Annotated in this window: 20 protein-coding genes and 1 pseudogene; 14 read left to right on the forward strand and 7 right to left on the reverse strand. The window is 55.3% G+C overall.

Annotated features, from left to right (window positions below; all coding sequences use genetic code 11):
* The first annotated feature begins 45 nt into the window (after positions 1–45).
* Positions 46–3843: an AsmA2 domain-containing protein YhdP gene (yhdP, locus tag ABLV07_RS02265; RefSeq protein ID WP_047042026.1), complete on the forward strand. Its 3798-nt coding sequence runs from the start codon at positions 46–48 to the stop codon at positions 3841–3843.
* Positions 3844–3957: 114 nt separating this feature from the next.
* Positions 3958–5403: a metalloprotease TldD gene (gene tldD, locus ABLV07_RS02270; RefSeq protein ID WP_032715906.1), complete on the forward strand. Its 1446-nt coding sequence runs from the start codon at positions 3958–3960 to the stop codon at positions 5401–5403.
* 44 nt (positions 5404–5447) lie between these two features.
* Here the strand turns inward: tldD and aaeR are convergent, their stop codons facing one another.
* Complete coding sequence (gene aaeR, locus ABLV07_RS02275; RefSeq protein ID WP_015703623.1) at positions 5448–6377, reverse strand: HTH-type transcriptional activator AaeR; 930 nt, start codon at positions 6375–6377, stop codon at positions 5448–5450.
* A gap of 130 nt (positions 6378–6507) precedes the next feature.
* Here aaeR and aaeX point away from each other — a divergent pair, with 130 nt between their 5' ends.
* The 4 genes from aaeX (at position 6508) to ABLV07_RS02295 (ending at position 9984) form a co-directional block, all read left to right on the forward strand.
* Positions 6508–6711: a p-hydroxybenzoic acid efflux pump operon protein AaeX gene (aaeX, locus tag ABLV07_RS02280; protein ID WP_002918640.1), complete on the forward strand. Its 204-nt coding sequence runs from the start codon at positions 6508–6510 to the stop codon at positions 6709–6711.
* A gap of 7 nt (positions 6712–6718) precedes the next feature.
* Positions 6719–7651, forward strand: coding sequence for a p-hydroxybenzoic acid efflux pump subunit AaeA (gene aaeA / locus ABLV07_RS02285; RefSeq protein ID WP_015369469.1), 933 nt, complete (start codon positions 6719–6721; stop codon positions 7649–7651).
* Positions 7652–7656: 5 nt separating this feature from the next.
* Entirely contained in the window at positions 7657–9624 is a 1968-nt protein-coding gene (gene aaeB / locus ABLV07_RS02290; RefSeq protein ID WP_015369470.1) for a p-hydroxybenzoic acid efflux pump subunit AaeB, read from the forward strand.
* An 84-nt stretch (positions 9625–9708) separates the two neighbouring features.
* Positions 9709–9984, forward strand: a complete 276-nt coding sequence (locus ABLV07_RS02295) for a barstar family protein (RefSeq protein ID WP_015369471.1) — start codon at positions 9709–9711, stop codon at positions 9982–9984.
* Between the two features lie 49 nt (positions 9985–10033).
* On the opposite strand, the gene yhcN-B is transcribed toward ABLV07_RS02295, so the two are convergent.
* The 3 genes from yhcN-B to argR all read right to left on the reverse strand — a co-directional run bounded on the left by yhcN-B (position 10034) and on the right by argR (position 11515).
* The gene (yhcN-B, locus tag ABLV07_RS02300; RefSeq protein ID WP_015369472.1) at positions 10034–10300 is read right to left on the reverse strand and encodes a DUF1471 family stress response protein YhcN-B; all 267 of its coding nucleotides are present in this window, start codon (positions 10298–10300) and stop codon (positions 10034–10036) included.
* A gap of 100 nt (positions 10301–10400) precedes the next feature.
* Positions 10401–10664 carry a peroxide/acid stress response protein YhcN gene (gene yhcN / locus ABLV07_RS02305; RefSeq protein ID WP_015369473.1) on the reverse strand — a complete coding sequence of 88 codons (264 nt, stop codon included), beginning with the start codon at positions 10662–10664 and terminating at the stop codon, positions 10401–10403.
* 380 nt (positions 10665–11044) lie between these two features.
* Entirely contained in the window at positions 11045–11515 is a 471-nt protein-coding gene (gene argR, locus ABLV07_RS02310) for a transcriptional regulator ArgR (RefSeq protein ID WP_015369474.1), read from the reverse strand.
* Positions 11516–11930: 415 nt separating this feature from the next.
* Between argR and mdh the strand changes: the two genes are divergently transcribed.
* The 3 genes and pseudogenes from mdh to ABLV07_RS02325 all read left to right on the forward strand — a co-directional run bounded on the left by mdh (position 11931) and on the right by ABLV07_RS02325 (position 14049).
* A complete protein-coding gene (gene mdh, locus ABLV07_RS02315; protein ID WP_015369475.1) occupies positions 11931–12869 on the forward strand; it encodes a malate dehydrogenase in 939 nt (312 codons plus the stop codon).
* Between the two features lie 88 nt (positions 12870–12957).
* Positions 12958–13157 (forward strand): annotated as a pseudogene (locus tag ABLV07_RS02320) (sodium ion-translocating decarboxylase subunit beta); the annotation flags it as partial.
* A gap of 193 nt (positions 13158–13350) precedes the next feature.
* Positions 13351–14049 carry a hypothetical protein gene (locus ABLV07_RS02325; protein WP_063402120.1) on the forward strand — a complete coding sequence of 233 codons (699 nt, stop codon included), beginning with the start codon at positions 13351–13353 and terminating at the stop codon, positions 14047–14049.
* A gap of 28 nt (positions 14050–14077) precedes the next feature.
* Here ABLV07_RS02325 and degS read toward each other — a convergent pair whose 3' ends face one another.
* The 3 genes from degS to zapG all read right to left on the reverse strand — a co-directional run bounded on the left by degS (position 14078) and on the right by zapG (position 17163).
* Positions 14078–15136 (reverse strand): outer membrane-stress sensor serine endopeptidase DegS, encoded by a 1059-nt coding sequence (degS, locus tag ABLV07_RS02330; protein WP_046883742.1) that lies wholly within the window; start codon positions 15134–15136, stop codon positions 14078–14080.
* 87 nt (positions 15137–15223) lie between these two features.
* Complete coding sequence (degQ, locus tag ABLV07_RS02335) at positions 15224–16591, reverse strand: serine endoprotease DegQ (RefSeq protein ID WP_042897946.1); 1368 nt, start codon at positions 16589–16591, stop codon at positions 15224–15226.
* Positions 16592–16764: 173 nt separating this feature from the next.
* Positions 16765–17163 carry a Z-ring associated protein ZapG gene (gene zapG, locus ABLV07_RS02340; protein ID WP_015703613.1) on the reverse strand — a complete coding sequence of 133 codons (399 nt, stop codon included), beginning with the start codon at positions 17161–17163 and terminating at the stop codon, positions 16765–16767.
* A gap of 190 nt (positions 17164–17353) precedes the next feature.
* On the opposite strand from zapG, the gene zapE reads away from it, so the two are divergent.
* The 5 genes from zapE (at position 17354) to sspB (ending at position 21017) form a co-directional block, all read left to right on the forward strand.
* Complete coding sequence (gene zapE, locus ABLV07_RS02345) at positions 17354–18484, forward strand: cell division protein ZapE (protein WP_015703612.1); 1131 nt, start codon at positions 17354–17356, stop codon at positions 18482–18484.
* A 247-nt stretch (positions 18485–18731) separates the two neighbouring features.
* Complete coding sequence (rplM, locus tag ABLV07_RS02350) at positions 18732–19160, forward strand: 50S ribosomal protein L13 (protein ID WP_002918559.1); 429 nt, start codon at positions 18732–18734, stop codon at positions 19158–19160.
* Positions 19161–19175: 15 nt separating this feature from the next.
* Entirely contained in the window at positions 19176–19568 is a 393-nt protein-coding gene (gene rpsI, locus ABLV07_RS02355; RefSeq protein ID WP_000829818.1) for a 30S ribosomal protein S9, read from the forward strand.
* Between the two features lie 309 nt (positions 19569–19877).
* Complete coding sequence (gene sspA, locus ABLV07_RS02360) at positions 19878–20516, forward strand: stringent starvation protein SspA (protein WP_015369483.1); 639 nt, start codon at positions 19878–19880, stop codon at positions 20514–20516.
* 3 nt (positions 20517–20519) lie between these two features.
* Complete coding sequence (gene sspB / locus ABLV07_RS02365) at positions 20520–21017, forward strand: ClpXP protease specificity-enhancing factor (protein ID WP_015369484.1); 498 nt, start codon at positions 20520–20522, stop codon at positions 21015–21017.
* The last annotated feature ends 59 nt before the right edge of the window (positions 21018–21076 follow it).

Below are 21076 nucleotides of genomic sequence, written 5' to 3' on the forward strand. Positions count from 1 at the left end.
GCGGGCTGAAGGATAAAGCGTAACAGGCTGACAAGGAGAGATGCGTTGAGGCGATGGCCCGGGATATTACTGCTCACCGTGGCAACCGTGGTGGTGATTGTTGCGCTACTGGTGAGTGGCCTGCGTCTGGCATTGCCGCAGCTAAATAACTGGCGTCCCCAACTGCTGGAGAAAATTACCGCGGTATCCGGGGTCGCGGTTGATGCCTCACAGATCAACGCCAACTGGGAAAACTTCGGCCCGACGCTGGACGTTCGCGATATTAAAGCTACCTTGAAAGACGGTGGCGAAATGACGATCAAACGGGTTACCCTTGCCCTCGACGTCTGGCAAAGCCTTTTACATATGCGCTGGCAGTTCCGCGACCTGACCTTCTGGCAACTGCAAATTCACACCAATACCCCCATCCAGACTAACGACGACGGCGCCAGCCTGAAGACCGATCGCATCAGCGATCTGTTCCTGCGCCAGTTTGACCACTTTATTCTCCGTGATAGCCATTTGAGCTTCCTGACGATTTCCGGCCAGCGTGCTGAACTGGCGATCCCACAGCTGACCTGGCTTAACGGTAAAAATCGCCACCGCGCCGAGGGGCAGCTGAGCCTTTCGAGCCTCACCGGCCAGCACGGCGTCATGCAGGTGCGGATGGATTTACGTGATGAGAACGGCCTGCTCAACAAGGGGCGCCTCTGGTTACAGGCCGACGACATCGACGTTAAACCCTGGCTCGGGCGCTGGATGCAGGACAACATCGCCCTGCAGAGCGCGCGCTTTAGTCTCGAAGGCTGGATGACCATCGATAAAGGCGATGTCGCCAGCGGCGATGTGTGGCTGAAAAAAGGCGGCGCCAGCTGGCAGGGCGATAAGCATCTGCATCAGCTGTCGGTGGATAACCTGACGGGGCATATCACGCGTGAAAATCAAAGCTGGGCATTTCACATCCCCGATACGCGGATCTCGATAGACGGCAAAGCCTGGCCGCGCGGCGAGCTGGCGATGGCGTGGATTCCGGCGCAGGAAGTGGGTGGCAATAACAATCAGCGCAGCGATGAGCTACGCATCCGCGCCAGCAATCTCGAGCTTGGCGGGCTAACTGGTCTGCAACCGATGGCCGATAAGCTGGCGCCGAGCTTTGGCGAAGTGTGGCGAACCACCCAGCCGAGCGGCAAAATCAACCTGTTGGCATTGGATATCCCGCTGCAGGCAACGGAAAAGACCCGTTTCCAGGCCGACTGGAGCGATCTGGCGTGGAAGCAGTGGAAGCTGTTGCCGGGAGCCGAGCACTTCTCCGGCAGCCTGAGCGGCAGCGTGGAAAACGGCGAACTGCGCGCGCATATGACCCAGGCGAAAATGCCTTATGAAACGGTATTTCGCGCACCGCTGGAGATAGCCCAGGGCGATGCAACTCTAAGCTGGGAGAAGAACAGCAAGGGCTTTATGCTGGATGGCCGCGATATCGACGTGCAGGCGACCGGCGTTCGCGCGCGCGGCGGCTTCCGCTATCTGCAGCCAGCAGGCGATGAGCCGTGGTTAGGCATCCTGGCGGGTATCAGTACCAACGATGGTGGCCAGGCGTGGCGCTATTTCCCGGAAAATCTGATGGGCAAAGCGCTGGTGGATTACCTGAGCGGCGCAATTAAGGGCGGCCAGGCAAGCAATGCCACCCTGGTTTACGGCGGCAACCCACATCAGTTCCCCTATGAGCATAACGAAGGCCAATTCCAGGTCTCGGTACCGCTGAAGAACGCGACTTTCGCCTTCCAGCCGGACTGGCCGGCGCTGACCGGACTGGATATCAACCTTAACTTCGTCAATAACGGCCTGTGGATGAAGGCGGATAAAGCGATGCTGGGCAACGTTACTGCCAGCAACCTTGACGCGGTGATCCCCAACTATTCCCATGAAAAACTGTTTATCGATGCCGATGTTAACGGCCCTGGTAAAGAGGTCGGCCCTTATTTCAAACAGACCCCGCTGAAGGATACGCTCGGCTCAGCGCTGGATGAACTGCAGCTTGATGGTAATGTGAGCGCTCGCTTACATCTTGCTATCCCGCTTGATGGCGAGATGACCACCGCCAAAGGCGATGTACGGCTGAAAAATAACGATCTGTTTATCAAGCCGATTGACGCGACGCTGAAGAATCTCAATGGTCAGTTCAGCTTTGAGAACGGAGATTTAAAAAGCGGGCCGCTAAGCGCGACCTGGTTTAATCAACCGCTGAACCTCAATTTCACCACCACTGAAGGGGCGAAAGCCTTCCTTGTTGACGTCGGCATGAACGCTAACTGGCAGCCGACGCGTACCGGCCTGCTGCCGAAAGCGGTCAACGATGAACTCAGCGGCAGCGTCCCCTGGGATGGCAAAGTGGCCATTGAGTTACCCTATCGCGGTAGCGCGAGCTACAAAGTCGATATCAACGGCGATCTGAAAAATGTGAGTAGTCACTTACCTGCGCCGGTGAATAAATCGGCGGGTGAGCCGTTGCCGGTGAAAATCAACGTGACCGGCGGCTTAAGCAGCTTCGATTTGACCGGCAACATCGGCAGCAAGAACCACGTCAATAGCCGCTGGTTACTGAATAACAAGCTGACGCTCGATCGGGCGATTCTGACCTCCGACAGCAAAGCGATTCCGTCGCTGCCTGAAGCATCAGGCGTCGAGCTCAACATGCCGGCGATGGATGGCGCGCAATGGCTGGCGTTGTTCCAGCAAGGCGCCGTCAACGAAGTGAGCAGTAATATGGCCTTCCCGGAGCGCGTGACGCTGCGTACACCGTCGCTGGCCTTCGCCGGGCAGAACTGGAATAACGTCAGTCTGGTCTCTCAGCCTGACGGTAGCGGCTCGAAGGTGGAGGCGCAGGGGCGTGAAATCAATGCCACGTTGACGATGCATAAGAATGCCCCCTGGCTGGCGGCTATTCGCTACCTCTATTACAACCCTTCCAGCGATAACAGCGGTACGGCGAAAAAAGAGAGCGGCCCGCTGGCTGATACCCGTCTGGATTTCCGCGGCTGGCCGGATTTACAGCTGCGCTGTAAAGAGTGCTGGCTGTGGGGGCAAAAATATGGACGAATCGACGGTGACTTCGATATCAAGGGCGATACGCTCACTCTCAGTAATGGCCTGGTGGATACCGGCTTTGGCCGACTCACTACCGATGGCGTCTGGGTAAATGCGCCGGGCGGCGTACGTACCTCGCTGAAAGGCAAGCTTCACGGCAATAAAACGGACGACTTCGTCAACTTCTTCGGTGTCTCGACGCCGGTGAAAGGGTCGTCGTTTGATGTCGATTACGATCTGCACTGGCGCGCGCCGCCATGGCAGCCTGATGTCGCTTCGCTGAACGGGATCCTCAAAAGCCGCCTCGGCAAAGGCGAGTTTACTGACCTGAGCACCGGTCATGCCGGTCAGTTGTTAAGGCTATTGAGCGTTGACGCGCTGCTGCGTAAGCTACGCTTCGATTTCAGCGACACCTTCCAGGAAGGGTTCTGGTTTGATTCGATTCGCAGTACGGCGTGGATTAAAGACGGCGTGCTGAATACGGATGATACGCTGGTGGATGGGCTCGAAGCCGACATCGCGATGAAAGGTTCGGTCGATCTGGTGCGTCGTCGTTTAGATTTACAAGCGGTGGTGGCGCCGGAAATATCGGCCACCGTCGGCGTAGCGGCGGCATTCGCCGTCAACCCGATCGTCGGCGCGGCGGTGTTTGCCGCCAGCAAGGTGCTTGGGCCGCTGTGGAACAAAGTGTCGATTCTGCGCTATCGCATTACGGGTCCAATCGATCAGCCGGAAATCAATGAAGTGCTGCGCCAGGCGCGCAGCAACAAAAAGCAATGATTTGACGAGTACGGGGAATTATCGCACTCTCAATAGAGGGCATTTTCTCCCCGTCATCTTTTTCGCCGCATGGCATTCCCCTGTGTCAGGCGGCAACAAACGAGTAGCGTAACGATGAGTTTGAACCTGGTAAGTGAACAATTACTGTCGGCAAATGGCCTGAACCATCAGGACCTGTTTGCCATTCTTGGCCAACTGGCTGAGCGCCGTCTCGATTACGGCGATCTTTATTTTCAGTCGAGCTATCACGAATCCTGGGTTCTGGAAGACAGCATCATTAAAGATGGGTCGTACAATATTGACCAGGGCGTAGGCGTCCGGGCGGTAAGCGGCGAGAAAACCGGTTTTGCCTATGCGGACCAAATCAGCAAACTGGCGCTTGAACAGAGTGCCCAGGCGGCGCGTACTATCGTCCGCGACCATGGCGACGGCAAAGTGCAGACGCTCGGCGCGGTGGAATACAGCACTCTCTATACCAGCGTCGATCCGCTACAGAGCATGAGCCGCGAAGAGAAACTGGATATCCTGCGCCGCGTTGATAAGGTGGCGCGTGCTGCCGATAAGCGCGTGCAGGAAGTTTCCGCCAGCCTGAGCGGCGTCTACGAGCTTATCCTGGTGGCGGCAACGGACGGGACGCTGGCCGCTGATGTCCGTCCTCTGGTTCGCCTCTCCGTAAGCGTGCTGGTGGAGGAAGACGGCAAACGCGAGCGCGGCGCCAGCGGTGGCGGCGGGCGATTTGGCTATGATTATTTCCTTGCGCCGCTGGATGGCGACGTACGGGCGGATGTTTGGGCGCGTGAAGCGGTACGTATGGCATTAGTCAATCTGTCCGCGGTTGCCGCGCCAGCCGGAATGCTGCCGGTGGTTCTTGGCGCGGGCTGGCCTGGCGTGCTGCTGCATGAAGCCGTTGGCCACGGTCTGGAAGGTGACTTTAACCGTCGCGGCACCTCGGTCTTCAGCGGTCACATGGGCGAATTAGTCGCCTCTGAACTGTGCACCGTCGTGGATGACGGCACCATGGCCGATCGCCGTGGTTCGGTCGCGATTGATGACGAAGGTACGCCGGGTCAATACAATGTGCTTATCGAAAACGGTGTCCTGAAAGGTTATATGCAGGATAAGCTCAACGCGCGTTTAATGGGCGTTGCGCCGACCGGTAATGGTCGCCGTGAATCCTATGCGCATCTGCCGATGCCGCGGATGACCAACACCTATATGCTGGCCGGTAAGTCGACGCCGCAGGAGATTATCGAATCGGTCGATTACGGTATCTACGCGCCGAACTTCGGCGGCGGCCAGGTGGATATCACCTCCGGTAAATTTGTCTTCTCGACCTCGGAAGCTTACCTGATTGAAAAAGGCAAAGTGACCAAGGCAGTCAAAGGCGCGACGCTAATCGGTTCCGGTATCGAAGCGATGCAGCAGATTTCTATGGTTGGTAACGACCTGAAGCTGGATAGCGGCGTTGGCGTGTGCGGTAAAGAAGGGCAGAGCGTGCCGGTCGGCGTCGGCCAGCCGACGCTGAAAGTCGACAACCTTACCGTTGGCGGCACCGCCTGATAACGGCTGGTCCCGGCGGCGCGAAGCCGCTGCCGGGATGTCAATTAACGGGTCATCCCGCGCCCGTGCATTCCCTGATAGATCTTCGCCACCTCGACAAAATAATCCGTCAGATAGTTAATACATACCTGCACCTTCAGCGGCAGTTTGTCTTTTTCGGTATACAGCGCATAGACCGGCCGCGGATCCGATTGATAGCTCGGCAGCAGGATCTCCAGTTCACCGCGATTGATCTCGTCGATCGCCCACATCAGCGGAACGTAGGCCACGCCAACGCCGGCAGTCAGCCAGCGGATCAGCGTCATCGGATCGTTAGTGACGAAACGCCCTTGTGGGATCAGGCGCGTTGAGATCCCTTCCGGGGCGATAATTTCGAACTCATTATCTGGCCGTACGCTATATTCCAGCCACGAGTGGCTGGCGAGATCCGCCGGTTTTTCCGGGCATCCCGCGTGCTGAAGATAGCTTTTCGCCGCGCAGAGCACCATCGGCATCGAGCCCAGCCGCCGTGAGAAGAGGCTGGAATCCTGCAATGCGCCGACGCGTATTACCACGTCGAGGCCATCGGCAATCAGGTCTGGCGCAGGGATGCCGGTCACCAGATTAATCGATAAACCCGGATATTCTTTGAGCATTTCGGCGGTTATGCGCGCCAGCACATTCTGTGCCATAGTTGAAGAGCTACCGATGCGCAGCGTGCCGATTGGAGTATTGTTGAAGGCATACAGCTGTTCATGGACGTCCTGCGCTTCAAAGAGCATTCTTCGGCAGCCCTGGTAATAAATTTTACCCGCTTCTGTTAAGCCCAGGCTGCGGGTGCTGCGGTTGAGCAGCTTTACCTGTAGCTCGTCTTCCAGTTTAGCAACGGTCTGGCTGATAGATGAAACGCTCATCTGGAGCTGGCGTGCGGCGGCGGTGAAAGAGCCCAGCTCAACCACTTTGGCGAACACCGACATGCGTTTTAGTCGTTCCATTATTCACTCTGGCTTAAAAGTGATTTAGATCACATATTATAGATAAGGCTGCAATTGTTACGTTAATATATAGTTAGCTACATAATAAACGCATCACGCTACCACCTGTACGCTTCTTATCAAGGTCATCATGAGTCTGTTTCCTGTCATAGTGATTTTCGGCTTATCGTTTCCGCCGATCTTCTTTGAGCTGCTATTGTCGCTAGCTATCTTCTGGCTGGTGCACCGTTTGCTGGTTCCGACCGGTATTTATGATTTTGTCTGGCACCCTGCACTGTTTAATACTGCGCTGTATTGCTGTCTGTTTTATCTGATATCGCGCTTGTTCGTTTGAGGTCGATGTGAAAACACTAACAAGAAATATCCTGCGTACTGCCATCACTGTGATACTGGTTATTCTGGCGTTTATCGCTATTTTTCGCGCATGGGTGTACTACACCGCGTCGCCGTGGACGCGCGATGCGCGCTTTAGTGCCGATATCGTCGCCATCGCCCCGGATGTGTCTGGGCTCATTTCACAGGTGAATGTCAAGGATAACCAACTGGTTAAGAAAGACCAGGTATTGTTCGTTATTGACCAACCTCGTTACCAAAAAGCGCTGGCGGAGGCGCAAGCCGATGTCTCCTATTACCAGACGCTGGCTCAGGAAAAACGCGTTGAAGCCGGGCGCCGTAACAAGCTCGGCGTGCAGGCGATGTCGCGCGAAGAGATTGACCAGGCCAACAACGTGCTGCAAACCGTAGAGCATCAGCTGGCAAAAGCGGTGGCCAGCCGCGATTTAGCCAAACTGGATCTCGAACGCACGGTGATTCGTGCGCCGGCCGACGGCTGGGTGACCAACCTGAACGTCTACGCCGGCGAATTCATCACCCGCGGTTCGACCGCGGTCGCTTTGGTGAAACAAAATACCTTCTACGTGATGGCATACCTGGAAGAGACTAAGCTGGAAGGCGTGCGTCCGGGCTATCGCGCCGAAATCACTCCGCTCGGCAGTAGTAAGGTGATAAAAGGTACCGTTGACAGCGTTGCCGCGGGCGTGACTAACGCCAGCAGCAGCAGCGATACAAAAGGGATGGCCTCTGTTGACTCCAACCTTGAGTGGGTGCGTCTGGCGCAGCGCGTGCCGGTACGTATTCGTCTTGACCAGCAGCAGGGCAACCTCTGGCCGTCGGGCACCACCGCAACCGTCGTCATTACCGGTAAAGAAGATCGCGACGCTAGCCAGGCCAACTTCTTCCAGAAAGTCGCCATGCGCTTACGTGAGTTTGGTTAATCGCCATGGGGACCTATACCATTGCTCCCCGGCATCTCCGCTTTGCCATTAAGCTTGCATGCGCGGTGGTGCTGGCGCTGTTTGTCGGCTTTCATTTTCAGCTTGAGACGCCGCGCTGGGCCGTACTGACCGCGGCTATCGTGACCGCCGGCCCGGCATTTGCCGCCGGCGGTGAACCCTATTCCGGGGCGATTCGTTACCGTGGAATGTTGCGTATTGCCGGGACGTTTATCGGCTGTATTGCCGCGCTGGCGATCATTATCCTCATGATCCGCGCGCCGCTGTTGATGATGCTGGTCTGCTGTCTCTGGGCCGGTTTCTGCACCTGGATCTCCTCGCTGGTGAAGGTGGAAAACTCCTACGCCTGGGGGCTGGCGGGTTATACGGCGCTGATTATCATCATCACCATTCATACCGACCCGATGCTGGCGCCGCAGTTTGCGGTTGAGCGCTGTAGCGAAATCGTCATCGGGATCGTCAGCGCCATCGTTGCTGATCTGCTATTTTCCCCGCGCTCCATCAAAAAAGAGATCGACCTCGAACTGGATAACCTGCTATTGGATCAGTATCGCCTGATGCAGCTTTGTGTCGCCCATGGCGATAGCGAGGTGGTGGACAAAGCCTGGGGAGCGCTGGTGCGCCGTACTGCCGCGCTGGAAGGAATGCGCGGCAATCTGATCATGGAATCTTCGCGCTGGTCGAAGGTAAACCAGCGGCTAAAGGCGATCAACACGCTATCGCTGACGCTGATTACTCAGGCCTGCGAAACCTATCTGATTCAGAACTCACGCCCGGAGATGGTGACTGACGACTACCGCGAGCTGTTCGCTGAGCCAGTGGAAACGGTACAGGATGTGCATCAACAGCTTAAGCGTATGCGCCGCTTCCTGACCTGGAAAGGTGAACACAATACGCCGGTCACTATTTATAGCTGGGTCGGCGCGGCGACGCGTTACCTGCTGCTCAAGCGCGGCGTGGTTGGCAACACCAAAATCAGCCGTATTGAAGATGAAGTTCTACGCGGCGAGACGGTGGTGAAGGTTGAGTCCGCCGAACGTCACCACGCGATGGTTAACTTCTGGCGAACCTCCATTTCCTGTATTCTCGGCACCCTGTTCTGGCTATGGACCGGCTGGACATCCGGTAGCGGGGCGATGGTCATGATTGCCGTGGTGACCGCGCTGGCGATGCGTCTGCCTAACCCGCGGATGGTGGCCTTAGACTTCCTCTATGGCACCCTTGCCGCTTTACCCCTTGGCGCGCTGTTCTTCCTTGTCGTCATGCCTGCGACGCAACAGAGCATGCTGCTATTGTGTATCAGCCTTGCCGCGATGGCGTTCTTTATCGGCATTGAGGTACAAAAGCGGCGGTTGGGATCGCTGGGGGCTTTAGCGAGCACCATCAACATTTTGGTGCTGGATAACCCGATGCAGTTCCAGTTTAGCCAGTTCCTCGATAGCGCCCTGGGGCAGATTGTCGGCTGTTTCCTCGCGCTGATGGTGATTCTGTTAGTGCGTGATAACTCGCAGGCACGCACCGGACGGGTGTTATTGAACCAGTTCGTCTCGGCGGCGGTCTCTTCGCTCACTACTAACAGCGCAAGGCGAAAAGAGAACCATTTGCCGGCGCTGTATCAACAGCTGTTTTTACTGCTGAACAAGTTTCCCGGCGATATCGCCCGCTTTCGGTTAGCGTTGACGCTGATTATCGCGCACCAGCGTCTACGCGATGCCCCGGTACCGGTAAACGAGGATCTGTCGGCCTTCCACCGCCAGCTGCGGCGAACCGCCGATCACGTTATCTCTGCCGGCAGCGACGATAAGCGCCGCCGTTACTTTACCCGTCTGCTGGAAGAGCTTGATGTTTATCAGGAAAAACTCCTTCACTGGCAGGCGTCGCCCCAGGTTACTGAGCCGGTGCGACGGTTGGTGGATATGCTGAAAAAATATCAACACGTGCTCACCAATAGCTAACCTGCGAACCGGCGCCCCGGCGTCGGTTTTTTTATCGCTATACTTATTTGGTGTAGAGGGACAGAGCGGAAGGGGCGGCGGGCAATGACTATTTATACCTTTGATTTTGATGAAATAGCTGAGCAACAGGATTTCTATCGTGAGTTTTCCCGCGCCTTCGCGCTACCGGATAAGCAGGTGGATAACCTTGACGCGCTGTGGAGCGCGGTGACGGGAGGGCGCTTACCGTTCCCGCTGGAGATTGAATTTGTCCATCTGGATGAAAAACAGCGTCGTCGCTTTGGCGCGTTAATTTTGCTGTTCGATGAAGCGGAAGAGGAGCTGGAAGGACAACTACGTTTCAATGCCCGTTGGGCATAAAAAAGCCCCCGGCAGGCGGGGGCAAGTCGTCGGATAAGACGACGAGGGTTTATTTGTACAACTCAGCAGTCGCGTGCCAGCTGTCGCCGGTACGAGCTTCAATAATGCGGTAGCTGCTGGCGCCTTCTTTCTCGGCTTTAGCCGCGAGTTCCTGGCGCATATCCATTGGCGCGCTACCTACTTGCGATACAGAGATAGTGCCCATTGGTTGCAGGTTTTGTGCTTGATCGGCATTCACTTGCTGTACGGCTGCGCTTGCGCCGAAAGAGAGAACTGATGCCAGACCCAGGGATGCGATGATAATTGCGCTTTTCATAATCTTGACTCCAACCTTATGTGCAGCGGCGGGAGATTTCGTATGAACCCAGGCCGCTGAAGAGATACTGTTTCAGTTAATGACCGACAATCGTTAAAGCTTATTTATAAAGTTCAGCAGTGGCGTGCCAATGGTCGCCGGTGCGAGCTTCGATAATGCGATAAGAAGAAGCTCCTTCTTCTTGTGCTTTTTTGTTCAGCATTTCATGCATATCCATCGGGGAAGAACCTACCGCGCCGATAGATACGGTGCCCAGTGACTGGCGGCTTTCCGCTTGAGTGCTGTTGATTGAATCAGCGGCGAAAGCGCCAAAGGACAGTACGGATAGCATGCTGAGTGCGGCTACAGTGGTTTTGATTTTCATGATGTTCACCTCGTCGAATTTTATTATTAGGGGGCTTTGTTTCGTGACCCTTATCACAAAATCAAGTATACACTAATCACCAAAAATATTAATACCATGCTAATTGTTTTCAGTGTAAATAATTTCCAAGAAATGTCGTTTTTATAACGTATAAGAATTAGAAATGTCATTCATGGGGTGAATGTCATGATTATTTATATTTAAATCAAATAGATATTGCGCTTTGATCTTTTGTGCGCTTTAGCCGTTATCATTCGGTAAAGGAATGTATAGAGGTGGAAAACCACACTAAATGTTAAAAAAATGCTGCTTTATTTGAAGGTTTGGGGGATAGCATTTTGCGGGGAAGAACCCTCTGGCAGGAACCAGAGGGGGAGCGCTTAGAGTTCCTGTTCGAACAGGACCAGAATCGCGTCGTAGAGATCTTTAACGGAAAAACCGCGGGCAGGGGTGGTAAAGATAGTGTCATCCCCCGCGATACTACCCAGAATACCTTCGGCTTTGCCTAAGGAATCCAGCAGGCGTGCGATCAGCTGCGCCGCGCCGGGGCTGGTGTGAATCACCACCACCGCATCGTTATAATCGATGTCCAGCACCAGATTTTTCAGCGGGCTGGAGGTTGTCGGCACGCCGAGTTCGGCAGGCAAACAGTAGACCATTTCCATTTTGGCGTTACGCGTGCGAACGGCGCCAAACTTTGTCAACATGCGGGAAACTTTCGATTGGTTGATGTTCTCGAAACCTTCTTCCTGCAGCGCCTGAACGATTTCGCCTTGCGAGCTGAATTTTTCTTCTTTAAGCAGCGATTTAAACGCTTTAACCAGTTCTTCTTGTTTTGCCGAACTACGCATAAGTCACCCAGATTATGGTGGTAAAAACAACATCATTATGCATACAAGTGCATTTTTATGCAAATAATCCGCAAAGGAATAGCGTAAATAATGTTATGAAAGGCGCATATTTTAGCAAATAACCCTGATGAGGAACATGCCTGCATCACAGCGGGTAAATTGCTGTAAAAGTGAAATAAATGTTATGAAATTGATATTGTTTTGCCGAGCGAGCTGGGTGTATTGTAACCAATAGTCGATCCGGTACTACGGCTTTGCTGGATGGCCAGTCTCAGGAAGAAAAATGCGAATTTGCTGCATCATTGCGCGTACCCCGCATTCTTCAGCCATAATTATTGTAATTGTTCATCTTGTGAATTAAGGTCCAGGCGACGGAATAACGAAAGACTATATTAACCATAATAAGGAGTTTAGGATGAAAGTTGCAGTCCTCGGCGCCGCTGGTGGAATCGGCCAGGCGCTTGCCCTACTACTTAAGACCCAACTGCCTTCAGGTTCAGAGCTCTCGTTGTACGACATCGCTCCGGTTACGCCGGGCGTGGCGGTAGATCTAAGTCATATTCCCACAGATGTAAAAATCAAAGGTTTCTCCGGTGAAGATGCCACCCCGGCGCTGGAAGGCGCTGATGTGGTGCTGATTTCCGCCGGCGTCGCGCGTAAGCCCGGCATGGATCGTTCCGACTTATTTAATGTTAATGCCGGTATCGTTAAAAACCTGGTGCAGCAGATCGCAAAAACCTGTCCGCAGGCCTGCATCGGTATTATCACCAACCCGGTAAATACCACCGTCGCTATCGCCGCCGAAGTGCTGAAAAAAGCCGGTGTGTACGATAAAAACAAACTGTTTGGCGTTACCACCCTCGATATCATTCGTTCTAATACTTTTGTCGCCGAACTTAAAGGTAAATCGGCAACAGAGGTTGAAGTTCCGGTCATTGGCGGCCACTCTGGCGTCACTATCCTGCCTTTACTGTCGCAGATCCCTGGCGTCAGCTTTAGCGAGCAGGAAGTCGCGGATCTCACCAAACGTATTCAAAACGCCGGGACGGAAGTCGTGGAAGCGAAAGCGGGCGGCGGATCGGCGACGCTGTCGATGGGCCAGGCCGCTGCGCGTTTCGGGCTCTCTCTGGTGCGTGCAATGCAGGGTGAAAAAGGCGTTGTTGAATGTGCCTATGTCGAAGGTGACGGGCAGTATGCTCGTTTCTTCTCGCAGCCGCTGCTGCTGGGCAAAAATGGCGTGGAAGAGCGCCAGTCCATCGGTAAACTCAGCGCTTTTGAACAGCAGGCGCTGGAAGGCATGCTGGATACGCTGAAGAAAGATATCGCCCTCGGCGAAGATTTCGTGAATAAGTAATGTCTACTTAGCAGAAAAGCCGGAACCGTCGTTCCGGCTTTTTTATCGCCTCATATCCCTGCCGAATGCGCCGCCTGGCGGCTAAATCAGTAAACACAAGATCAACCCGCTGATTGGTTCCGCCGGGGTATCGGCGTTGCCGATGGCGGCGCGCGTGTCCAATAAGGTGGGTCTGGAAGCGGACGGGCAGAACTTCCTGCTGATGCACGCGATGGGGCGAACGTGGCCGGGGTGATCGGCTCGGCGATCGCCGCCGGGGTGATGCTCAAGTACGTGCTGGCGATGTAAACCGGCATCCTTCCCGGATGGCGACTGGCGCCTTATCCGGGCTACCAGTCCGCTCCGGTTTGTAGCCCCGGTAAGCGCAGCGCCACCGGGGAGAGGTTCCCGGATAGCGGCTTGCGCCTTATCCGGGCTACCGGTGATCCCGTAGCCCGGCTGGGCGCCGCGCGAACCGGGAATTTTCCCTGAGGAGGCTTTGATGAATGAAACGGTAGCATTACGTCCTGGCAGCAGGTCATCGGCAAAAGAGGAAGTCATTGATGACACTCTGGCGTCGCTGGAGGAGCTTGAACAACTGCATCCGGCGCTGAATCTGCTGGCGCGCCCGCCAGTCGTCCGTGGCAGCCATGATTTCTTTGTCTGTTGTTATGACGCAGGTATTCAGCATGCGCAGACCGGGGAGTCTGAAACGGTAGCGGCGTTACTGGGTTCGCTGACGCATGAGCGGCAAAGGAGCGGCCTGCTTTGCGCCGCCGCCGGGCATCTGGATGCGCTGCGCCAGCCGCTGACGCATAATCGTTTAAGCGATCTCGCCGGGCAGATGTGCGCCAGCGTGGCGCAGGCTGATAGTGAATCGCGCAGCGGTTTCTACAGCGTACGCAGTATCTCGCTGCCGGTGTATCGACGATTGCTGCGGGACAACCATTCGCACAGCGTTTGCTTACAGCAGTCGCTGCTGCATTTGCTGGCCTGGAAGAGTGAATCGCCGTGGGCGCGGCAGCAGGCGCAACGGCTGCTGTGGCAGGGCGGGGTTCTCGGCGAGAGAGGGGAATTCGCGTTACTGACGCTGGATGATGAACTGCGGGAGCGGCAGGTCCGCTGGCCATCGATGTGGTCGTTACTGGCGGTGACCGGGTTTCTGGCCAGATTCCCGGCCGGACCTCTGTTTGCCGATTAATCGCGCTCCGATAACGGAGCGCTAATCGTTAATTTGTCGCCGGATATTCCTGTACCGCCACGTGCAGGGTGATTTTCTTATCATCACGCATGATGACTACCGGAATTTCTGAACCCGGGCGAATTTCCGCGACCTGATCCATGGTTTCCAGCGCCGAGATCGCCGGTTTATCGTTCACCGAGATGATCACATCATTGGCGCGGATCCCCGCCTGCGCCGCCGGGCCGTCAGGTGCGACGTCATTAACGACGATCCCCTGGATCTGATCCATGCCGCCGCTCTGCGCATGCATCGGCGCGATCTCGCGGCCGCTGATCCCGATGTAACCGCGGATCACCCGGCCGTCGCGGATCAGTTTATCCATGATTTTGGTCGCCAGCTGGAACGGGATGGCAAAGCCGATCCCTTCCGGCGTTTCGCCGTCATTGCTCTTATCAAACGACAGGGTGTTAATACCCATCAATTCACCCAGCGAGTTGACCAGCGCGCCGCCGGAGTTGCCGTGGTTGATAGAGGCGTCGGTTTGCAGGAAATTCTGTCGCCCGGTGGGGTTCAGGCCGATACGACCGGTCGCGCTGATGATACCCTGGGTGATGGTTTGCCCAAGGTTATACGGGTTGCCTATCGCCAGTACCACATCGCCGATATGTGGAACGCGTTTCGGGTTAATCGGGATAACCGGCAGGCCGCCGCTGGCGTTTATTTTGAGCACCGCCAGGTCAGTCAGGGTATCGGAACCGACCAACAGGGCTTCAAATACCCGTCCATCCTGCAAGGCGATGATTATCTGATCGGCATCGTTGATGACGTGCTTGTTGGTGAGGATATATCCGCGTTGGTCCATGATAACGCCGGAGCCGAGCGTCAGCTGGTTATGGCTGGTGCTGTTCAGCGCGCGGTTATAGACGTTGACCACCGCCGGCGCGGCGCGTCTTACCGCAGCATTATAGCTGGCGGGCGATTCGTCAGCGGTATCGCCCGGCGTCGCCGACGAGAGCTGCCACTGGCGCAGCGAAGGCATCGCCGCCAGCAGGATGCCGCCGACGATTAAACCGATAAGGACTGAACGTAAAAGCTTTCCTGGCATGATGCGAATATCGTTAATTAATGGGCAGGCGCAGCATAGCATGACTTATCCGGACATCGCACGACGTGCGATGTCCGGATGCAGCCGTCAGCGTAGCAGCAGATAAATGCTTTCGTTACCGCGCAGCACATTCAGCGCGATGACGGCCGGTTTGGTTTCCAGCACTTTACGTAGCTCGGCGATGGAACGCACGCGCTGGCGGTTGAGGCCGATAATGAGATCGTCTTTATGCAGGCCAACCTGAGCCGCCGCGCTGCCTTTATCGACGTTATCGATGTTCACGCCCTTAGTGCCGTCTTTTAACTGGCCATCGCTTAGCGCCGCTCCCTGCAGGGCCGGGATAATCAGCTCGGCGCTGGCGGTGGAGGAGGTGCTCTTATCCAGCGTGACCTCGACGTCCAACGGTTTGCCGTCGCGCAGTAGCCCCAGTTTTACTTTTGTGCCAGGGGCGGTAGTGGCGATACGCGAGCGCAGCTCGGCGAAGCTGCTTAGCGGCTTGCCGTTCATGCTGACGATAACATCACCGGATTTAATCCCAGCTTTTGCGGAGCCTGAATTGGCCAGGACTTCGCTTACAAAGGCGCCACGCTGAGCGTTGATATTCATCGCTTTGGCGATATCCGCGCTCATTTCCATGCCTTTAATGCCCAGCAGGCCGCGTTTGATTTCGCCGTATTGAATAAGCTGATCGGCGAGGGTCTTCGCCATGTTGCTCGGGATGGCGAAGCCGATACCGATGCTGCCGCCGCCCGGCGCCAGAATGGCGGTATTGATGCCGATAAGCTCGCCGTTGAGATTCAGCAACGCGCCGCCGGAGTTGCCGCGGTTAATTGAGGCATCGGTCTGAATAAAGTTTTCCAGCCCTTCGAGATTAAGGCCGCTACGACCCAGCGCGGAGATGATGCCGGAAGTAGCGGTTTGCCCGAGGCCGAAGGGGTTGCCGACGGCAACGGCGAAATCGCCGACGCGCAGCTTGTCGGAATCCGCGATGGCGATTTGCGTTAAATTGCTGGGTTTTAAAACCTGCAGCAGGGCTATATCGCTCTGTTCATCGCTGCCGACCAGTTTGGCATCGAACTCGCGGCCATCGTTCAACTGAATGCTGATTTTCTGCGCCTGGCTTATTACGTGGTTGTTGGTCAGCACATAGCCTTTGGCGGCGTCGATAATCACCCCTGAACCGAGGCCTTCAAACGGCTGCGCCTGCTCTTGCGGCGCGTTGTCGCCGAAGTATTTTTTCAGCTCTTCCGGCATATTCTGCACCGGCGAGGCGGTGCCTTCTACCTGCACGCTGACCACCGCAGGCAATACTTTTTCCAGCATCGGCGCGAGGCTCGGTAGCGCGCCCTGGCCTGGAACCTGGGTCGGCAGCGATGCCGCCGCCGGAGGCAGGACCGACAACGATAATCCAATGCTTAACGCTAACGCACTCAACAGCAAAGTCTGTTTCTTCATTAGATGCTGGCTCTCGTAACCTGAGGTGTATGGAAAATACGTCTGAATGGTTTGATGTTATTGAATTTTCGACCGGCTAACAATGCGGTCCGTGCTTAAATTGTAGCTGGGATGCAGGGGGAAGACGGGCGCGGAAGGCGCGCCCGGTAAATATTTTTACGCAGACAGCGGGATCAGTCGCGTTTCGCGCCACCGCGCAGTAGGCCGGATGCACCTTCAGAATAATCGCGCGGCATCTGTACCGGCGCCTGATCGTTGCTGGCTTCGGACTCCGCCAGGCGATTGCGGAACGGATTGGCTTCCGCCATCGCGTCCGGCAGCAGGCTGCTGGAGCTTTTTGCCATGTGCTGATACAGCTGACGGTAGTCATCCGCCATGTTGTCCAGCAGTTCTGCGCTGCGCGCAAAATGGCTGACCAGCTCTTCGCGATACTCTTCAAGCTCTGCTTTATTCTTTTCCAGTTCGAACTGCAGCGCTTGTTGCTGACGCAATTTGCGGTTACCAAAACGCATGGCGACGGCACCGATGATGATACCGACGACTAATCCAATTAGCGCGTATTCCCAGGTCATGAACATCTCCCGTTGTTTTGTGGTTCCGTAGGGTGGCTGTTAGGCTCTCCGCCTGCGCCCGATAGTGCCACTATAACCGCTAATTCCACAGAAGTGGAATCCTGGCGTATCATCGCGTACTGTAGAACCGCCTTTTTTTCGTCAATCGTGGGCCACGGCGCCACGGTTTTCAAGGAATAACAATAAGATCATGCAAAGCCTGTCCCCAACATCGCGTTACCTTTTAGCTCTCAAAGAGGGCAGCCATCAACCCGACGACGTGCAACAAGAAGCGGTCAGTCGCCTCGATACCATCTATCGTGAACTGCAGGAAAAACCTGTAGCCGCAGCGCCTGCTGGCGGCGGGCTGCGGGCGAAATTCAGCAAACTGCTCGGCAAACGCGAACCGGCGGCGGAAGCGACCGCCGTACGCGGCCTGTATATGTGGGGCGGCGTTGGGCGCGGCAAAACCTGGCTGATGGATATGTTTTATCAAAGCCTGCCGGGCGAGCGTAAACAGCGCCTGCATTTCCATCGCTTTATGCTGCGCGTACACGAAGAGTTAACTACCTTGCAGGGGCATAGCGACCCGCTGGAGATCGTTGCCGATCGCTTTAAAGCGCAAACCGATGTGTTGTGCTTTGACGAGTTTTTTGTCTCCGACATCACCGATGCCATGCTGCTCGGCGGCTTAATGAAAGCGCTGTTCTCGCGTGGGATTACGCTGGTTGCTACCTCAAACATCCCGCCGGACGAGCTCTACCGCAATGGTCTGCAGCGTGCGCGTTTCCTGCCGGCGATAGACGCCATCAAACAGCATTGCGACATTATGAACGTCGATGCGGGGATTGATTACCGCCTGCGCACATTAACCCAGGCGCATCTGTGGCTGTCGCCGCTCAATGGCGAGACCAGCCAGCAAATGGATAAACTCTGGCTGGCGCTGGCGGGAGCCAAACGCGAGCAGATGCCGACGCTGGAAATTAACCACCGGCCGCTGCCGACGTTAGGCGTGGAAAACCAGACTTTGGCGGCGTCGTTCGACACGCTGTGCGTGGATGCGCGCAGCCAGCATGATTACATCGCGCTGTCACGCCTGTTCCATACCGTGATGTTGTTCGATGTGCCGGTGATGACGACGCATCTTGAGAGCGAAGCGCGGCGCTTTATCGCGCTGGTGGATGAATTCTACGAACGTCACGTAAAACTGGTGGTTAGCGCGGCGGTGCCGCTGTATGAGATCTATCAGGGCGAACGCTTGAAGTTTGAGTTCCAGCGCTGTTTATCGCGCCTGCAGGAAATGCAAAGCGAAGAGTATCTGAAACAACCGCACATGCCCTGAATCCAGCCTTCTTCTCACATTGAGAAAAACCTGCTGCAAATCACATAAAGGGGTCGATCTTTGGCCCCTACTTCTCTATAATCTTGCGACCCCACGTTACGAGAAGGTTTTTTTTCCCGAAATCTTCTATGTGCTGGCATAGGCTATTCGAAGGGGTAGGTTTGCCGGACTTTGTCGTGTGAACCTCAACTGACTAAACGTTTGGGTGTTCACCAACGTGTAACTTATTTATTTGGGTAAGCTTTTAATGAAAACTTTTACAGCTAAACCAGAAACCGTAAAACGCGACTGGTATGTTGTTGACGCGACCGGTAAAACTCTGGGCCGTCTGGCTACTGAACTGGCTCGTCGCCTGCGCGGTAAGCACAAAGCGGAATACACTCCGCACGTTGATACTGGTGATTACATCATCGTTCTGAACGCAGAAAAAGTTGCTGTAACCGGCAACAAGCGCGAAGACAAAATGTACTACCACCACACCGGCCACATCGGTGGTATCAAAGAAGCGACCTTTGAAGAGATGATTGCCCGCCGTCCTGAGCGTGTGATTGAAATCGCGGTTAAAGGCATGCTGCCAAAAGGCCCGCTGGGTCGTGCTATGTACCGTAAACTGAAAGTTTACGCTGGTAACGAGCACAACCACGCGGCACAGCAACCGCAAGTTCTTGACATCTAATCGGGATTATAGGCAATGGCTGAAAATCAATACTACGGCACTGGTCGCCGCAAAAGTTCCGCAGCTCGCGTTTTCATCAAACCGGGCAACGGCAAAATCGTAATCAACCAGCGTTCGCTGGAACAGTACTTCGGTCGTGAAACTGCCCGCATGGTAGTTCGTCAGCCGCTGGAACTGGTCGACATGGTTGAGAAACTGGATCTGTACATCACTGTTAAAGGTGGTGGTATCTCTGGTCAGGCTGGTGCGATCCGTCACGGTATCACCCGCGCTCTGATGGAGTACGACGAGTCCCTGCGTTCTGAACTGCGTAAAGCTGGCTTCGTTACTCGTGACGCTCGTCAGGTTGAACGTAAGAAAGTCGGTCTGCGTAAAGCACGTCGTCGTCCGCAGTTCTCCAAACGTTAATTGTTTTCTGCTCACGCAGAACAATTTGCGAAAAAACCCGCTTCGGCGGGTTTTTTTATGGATAAAACGGCTGTTATCCACAAAGAAATGGTCTGTTCTTACCACTTTTTCAGCATTTCCAGAATACCCTCACCACAACGTCCGCAAAATCTGGTAAACTATCATCCAATTTTCTGCCCAAATGCTGGTGGTTGTTCATTTTTTAGTTAATCAATGAACATATCGTCGCCGTGCGAATGGGGTTTATACATCTGGCTGGCCATGCGTGGTCGGCAGCAGTAAAAATTCTGAATATACCTGGAGGTTTTCATGGCTGTCGCTGCCAACAAACGTTCGGTAATGACGCTGTTTTCTGGTCCTACTGACATCTATAGCCATCAGGTCCGCATCGTGCTGGCCGAAAAAGGTGTCAGTTTTGAGATAGAGCACGTGGAGAAGGATAACCCGCCTCAGGATCTGATTGACCTCAACCCGAATCAAAGCGTCCCGACGCTGGTGGATCGTGAGCTCACTCTGTGGGAATCCCGCATCATTATGGAATACCTGGATGAGCGTTTCCCGCATCCGCCGCTAATGCCGGTTTACCCGGTGGCGCGTGGTGAAAGCCGTCTGTACATGCAACGTATCGAGAAAGACTGGTATTCGCTGATGAATACCATCCAGACCGGTACCGCGGCCCAGGCTGATGCCGCTCGTAAGCAACTGCGTGAAGAACTGCAGGCGATTGCGCCGGTCTTTACTCAGAAGCCTTACTTCCTGAGCGACGAATTCAGCCTGGTCGATTGCTACCTGGCTCCGCTGCTGTGGCGTTTGCCGGTTCTCGGCGTAGAACTGGTGGGTGCTGGCGCGAAAGAGCTTAAGGGCTATATGACTCGCGTCTTCGAACGTGATTCTTTCCTCGCTTCTTTAACTGAAGCCGAGCGTGAAATGCGCCTCGGCCGGGGCTAAATAATGGATGTCTCACAGCTGACGCCGCGTCGCCCGTACCTGCTGCGGGCGTTCTATGAGTGGCTGCTGGATAACCAGCTGACTCCGCACCTGGTCGTCGATGTGACGCTGCCAGGCGTTCTCGTGCCGATGGAGTACGCTCGCGACGGCCAAATCGTTCTGAATATTGCGCCGCGTGCGGTGGGCAATCTGGAACTGGCGAATGACGAAGTGCGCTTTAATGCTCGCTTCGGCGGCGTACCGCGCAACGTTTCCGTGCCGCTGGCTGCGGTACTCGCTATCTATGCCCGTGAGAACGGCGCAGGAACGATGTTTGAACCTGAAGCGGCCTATGACGAAGATGTCAGCAGCCTCAACGATGATGACGTCGTGTCTGAGAGCGAAAACGAAACGGTGATGTCGGTGATTGATGGCGATAAGCCGGATAATCACGATGACGATCCTGACGACACGCCGCCGCCGCCGCGCGGTGGTCGTCCGGCGCTGCGCGTTGTGAAGTAATGCCTGACAGGCCCTCCGGGGCCTGTTTTTTTTGCTCCTGCTTAACCACGATCAAGCAT

Origin of the sequence: Klebsiella sp. CN_Kp097 (assembly GCF_040064495.1) — a bacterium.
GTDB lineage: Bacteria > Pseudomonadota > Gammaproteobacteria > Enterobacterales > Enterobacteriaceae > Klebsiella > Klebsiella aerogenes.

Excerpts from the sequence above, each read along its gene's own strand:
- sspA (WP_015369483.1), top strand. The coding sequence starts at position 19,878 with ATGGCTGTCGCTGCCAACAAACGTTCGGTAATGACGCTGTTTTCTGGT.
- degS (WP_046883742.1), bottom strand. The coding sequence starts at position 15,136 with ATGCCAGGAAAGCTTTTACGTTCAGTCCTTATCGGTTTAATCGTCGGC.
- aaeX (WP_002918640.1), top strand. The coding sequence starts at position 6,508 with ATGAGTCTGTTTCCTGTCATAGTGATTTTCGGCTTATCGTTTCCGCCG.
- sspB (WP_015369484.1), top strand. The coding sequence starts at position 20,520 with ATGGATGTCTCACAGCTGACGCCGCGTCGCCCGTACCTGCTGCGGGCG.
- yhcN (WP_015369473.1), bottom strand. The coding sequence starts at position 10,664 with ATGAAAATCAAAACCACTGTAGCCGCACTCAGCATGCTATCCGTACTG.
- mdh (WP_015369475.1), top strand. The coding sequence starts at position 11,931 with ATGAAAGTTGCAGTCCTCGGCGCCGCTGGTGGAATCGGCCAGGCGCTT.
- rplM (WP_002918559.1), top strand. The coding sequence starts at position 18,732 with ATGAAAACTTTTACAGCTAAACCAGAAACCGTAAAACGCGACTGGTAT.
- argR (WP_015369474.1), bottom strand. The coding sequence starts at position 11,515 with ATGCGTAGTTCGGCAAAACAAGAAGAACTGGTTAAAGCGTTTAAATCG.
- yhcN-B (WP_015369472.1), bottom strand. The coding sequence starts at position 10,300 with ATGAAAAGCGCAATTATCATCGCATCCCTGGGTCTGGCATCAGTTCTC.
- aaeR (WP_015703623.1), bottom strand. The coding sequence starts at position 6,377 with ATGGAACGACTAAAACGCATGTCGGTGTTCGCCAAAGTGGTTGAGCTG.
- ABLV07_RS02325 (WP_063402120.1), top strand. The coding sequence starts at position 13,351 with ATGAATGAAACGGTAGCATTACGTCCTGGCAGCAGGTCATCGGCAAAA.
- zapG (WP_015703613.1), bottom strand. The coding sequence starts at position 17,163 with ATGACCTGGGAATACGCGCTAATTGGATTAGTCGTCGGTATCATCATC.
- zapE (WP_015703612.1), top strand. The coding sequence starts at position 17,354 with ATGCAAAGCCTGTCCCCAACATCGCGTTACCTTTTAGCTCTCAAAGAG.
- ABLV07_RS02295 (WP_015369471.1), top strand. The coding sequence starts at position 9,709 with ATGACTATTTATACCTTTGATTTTGATGAAATAGCTGAGCAACAGGAT.
- rpsI (WP_000829818.1), top strand. The coding sequence starts at position 19,176 with ATGGCTGAAAATCAATACTACGGCACTGGTCGCCGCAAAAGTTCCGCA.
- tldD (WP_032715906.1), top strand. The coding sequence starts at position 3,958 with ATGAGTTTGAACCTGGTAAGTGAACAATTACTGTCGGCAAATGGCCTG.
- aaeB (WP_015369470.1), top strand. The coding sequence starts at position 7,657 with ATGGGGACCTATACCATTGCTCCCCGGCATCTCCGCTTTGCCATTAAG.
- degQ (WP_042897946.1), bottom strand. The coding sequence starts at position 16,591 with ATGAAGAAACAGACTTTGCTGTTGAGTGCGTTAGCGTTAAGCATTGGA.